Source organism: Ferrimicrobium sp. (assembly GCF_027364955.1).
GTDB lineage: Bacteria > Actinomycetota > Acidimicrobiia > Acidimicrobiales > Acidimicrobiaceae > Ferrimicrobium.
This window is the reverse complement of record NZ_DAHXOI010000061.1, coordinates 1-3,286: the sequence shown is the minus strand read 5'-3', so window position 1 is coordinate 3,286 and position 3,286 is coordinate 1. Positions and strand designations below refer to the sequence as shown.

The 3,286-nt window shown below is 56.5% G+C and carries 3 protein-coding genes; 1 reads left to right on the top strand and 2 read right to left on the bottom strand.

What is annotated here, in order from left to right; all coding sequences use genetic code 11:
• On the top strand, positions 1-849 hold an 849-nt coding region (locus tag M7Q83_RS13925), incomplete at its 5' end, for an OB-fold nucleic acid binding domain-containing protein (RefSeq protein ID WP_298340175.1).
• A gap of 298 nt (positions 850-1,147) precedes the next feature.
• On the opposite strand, the gene M7Q83_RS13920 is transcribed toward M7Q83_RS13925, so the two are convergent.
• Entirely contained in the window at positions 1,148-1,759 is a 612-nt protein-coding gene (locus tag M7Q83_RS13920; RefSeq protein WP_298340172.1) for an RloB family protein, read from the bottom strand.
• A gap of 35 nt (positions 1,760-1,794) precedes the next feature.
• Entirely contained in the window at positions 1,795-3,051 is a 1,257-nt protein-coding gene (locus M7Q83_RS13915) for an ATP-binding protein (protein ID WP_298340178.1), read from the bottom strand.
• Positions 3,052-3,286: the final 235 nt, after the last annotated feature.

Genomic DNA, 3,286 nt, shown 5'->3' with positions numbered 1-3,286 from the left:
AACAAGCGCACGATCGAATCGCTTATCAAGGGCGGGGCTTTTGACAGTCTCGGTTACGCGCGCAAGGGGCTCGCTGAGATCCATGAGAACGTAATCGACCAGGCACTCGACAAGCGTCGCGAGCGAGATCGAGGCGTCTTCTCGCTCTTCGAAGACCCAACCGACGTAGCTGCAGGGGTCGTCACGCTTGAGATCAACCCATCTAGCGACGAGTGGCCTAAGGATCTTCTCTTAAAGGCTGAACGAGAGATGCTCGGTCTCTATGTCAGTTCTCATCCTCTCGCTGGTCTCGATGCGCAGTTGGCCAAGATCGCCGCCTTGAAGGTTGCCGAGGTCCTCGAACTTGCCGAGACGGGTGTAAGTCAAGCTGTTACCGTTGTTGGGGTCGCGACGACCCTCACCAAACGCCACACCAAAAAGGGCGAGCTGATGGGGACGATCACGTTAGAGGATCTCCGTGGGGCCATCGAGGTGATGGTCTTTCCAAAGACCATGGCAGAGTTCGGCCAGCTTCTTACCCAAGACACGGTTTTGAAGATTCAGGGACGTCTTGACACCCGAGAGGAACGCCCAAAGATCGCCGCCATGGCCATCGAGGTTGTGGAGCTCATCCAACCCGAGTTTGTCGATGGAGCGGAGGTTGCGACGCTGGTCATGCCTGAGGAGCTCGCGAGTCGTAGCGAACTTGAACGGCTTCGTCAGGTTCTCGAGGCTCATGAAGGTGAACACCCGGTGGTCCTCAAGATCGGCTCGATGCGCTTCCTGGTTGACGGTCTCTCAATCCCTATCGACAACAACCTGATCGGGCACCTGCGAAGTAGCTTTGGCGACCGGGTGGCGTTTGCATAGCCATTTGGCGACCGGGTGGCGTTTGCATAGACACGTTCGAGCTATGCTCGCTGGCCAATAGCCACCGTTATGCCAGAGTAAAGGTCACTTCTGTCCGAAACAACGGCGCAATCACCAACTGAACGACCAGAATGTGAAGTATCGGCGGGCCAATGATTGTCACCACGATCGCAGTGGGACCCAGATCGCCTACCCTGTTCATTCTGGCCGGATGAATCATTGTGGTCGGGCGGGTCAATGAGCCTCGCTCAACTATCACCACTCCATCGAGCGCGCGACAACGGGCGAGCCCCACCACTCAAGGGGTTCGATCCTGCTCGATCGTGGCAATGAGTCGATGCATACCAGAGGAGGGGTTGTCGTGCGGGAAAGAGGTTCCGTTACTCCGATGTCGTGTCTCAAGATCCCGTGCCCGTCTCGCTGCCTCGTGAACGAGCGACATATAGGCGATCGCATCGATTCCCTTGTCATCTGATCTGTCCAACCTCCTGCGGAGCTGGCTGGCGTGATCGTTATCCAACCAAGCACCGCAATCCTGGAAGTGCAGCACGAGCCAGAGCTCAAAACATGGGTTTGAGATTGCCAATAAAACTCCGCTGCGCTGCGCAAGTTCCACGGCATCTAATAGACCGGGGTGGTTCTGCGGCCACTCGACGTCAAACACACACCAAACTTCATCGATCTCCGCCGCTTCGCTGAGAGTCTTATGCCACGCATCAACCGCATGCGAGACGAGAGTCCTCGGCGCCAACCCACCACGTTTTGACTGCACCCGCAAATCAACAGCCGCAATGTCTCGCACCCATGGTTGATGTCTCAGGGCGTTCAGGTACTCCGGCTCAGTTCGTTCTCCTTCGCAGAAGATCAATATCGTCTTTCGCGGCTGGCGGACCGCAACCCGCCTCTTCAAACCCCGCCCAAGGGTCCTCCGGCGACTCGCGCCCATCAGCTATCGCCCGACGCGAGACCGAGTACCCGACGCAAGGTGAACTGGTCAAGAACGGGGACCGCACCGAAGCGTCCCTGAAGGTAGGCCCTCTCCAGGTTCATCGATCGTCTTACCTTGTCACCACCGTACTCAGCCAGAGCGGTGAGGGTGGTGAAGCCACCCTCACCCTTCTCGGTCAGCCAGACCTCATCTCGGTTCAGATGGTTGAGGAGGCTCGTATCGTGGGTTGTAAAGATAAGCTGGGCACCTCGGGGATTGGTATCAGGATCCTGGAACAGTTCGAGCAGACGTGCCGAAAGATGAGGGTGAAGGCTTGCATCGATCTCGTCGAAGAGAAGGATTCCACCCTCCCCAAGGATATGCAACAGCGGCCCAATGAGAGAGAACCAGGTCTGTGTGCCCGCTGACTCCTCCTCTAAGCTAAAAGGCAGCTCCTGTCCCAAAACACGATGGATGAAGCGTAGCCGCCCTGGTGCGTTCCGTCGTGCCTGTGACATCGTCAGGCTATCTTCGCGGTCATCCTCAACGATCTCCACCTCGCCAATGCCAAGATCAGCAAAGCGAAGCAGAGCCAGAGCCGCCTCGCGATCTGCGGAGTGGGCAACCTCCGAATCAGGAAAGAGTGTGGACCGTAACGCGGTTCCCTTATCGTCGAACAAGCGCATAGTTGCCGACATGCCAACCATATTCGCAATAGATGGACGACGCCCACCCAAAGGCCAGTGCTGACCAACAATCCTGATGTCACCGAGTGCACGCGCGAAGCGTTGCACCTGGGGTACATCAAAACGCATAGCCGCAGAGAGCGCTAGCGTGCTCGGAGTTAACAACTCCCGCGTTCCTGATAGCGCACCAAGACCTCGGCGGAAGCGGATATCACGGCCCTCTCGCTCAAAAAGCACACGTCGGCGTCGCTCTGGATAGTTATAGAGCCCCTCGAATAGCACCTGGACATCGTCTACGTCAAGTTGATAGATATACCGCACACCTTCAACAACCATCTCCACCAAGTACGTCGAGGGCGACTGCGGCCCAGGGCCAAATTTGAATGGCTCACGGGGTATCGACTGATCCCAAGCTCGCAACGATTGAGCCACCGCCCTCGAGAGCCAGTCGATCGACTCAATGACGTTGGATTTACCAGAAGCATTCGGACCGTAGATGCCAGCCACCGTCAACACACGCTCGGCAAGCAGGTCGAAGCTCCTAGCTGAGGGTCTATCTTCGTCGACTGCGACCATCGACAGTTCCACAGGTTCCAAGATCGACCGATGGTTAGAGATCTCAAATCTGAGCAGCACATCTCCAAAATAGCAGTCCTGAAGCACTTTGAGCTGTATTTACGTCGAATTCTGACAAATTGGTCCATTTAAACACACCAATGCGACAGTTGCCAAACCGGCCATCTGACGGCCAATTACCCAACCCAGTATTTAGCTGCGCTCTTGACCTCGGTCAAGGACGATAAGGACAAGACCGCCCTCTACC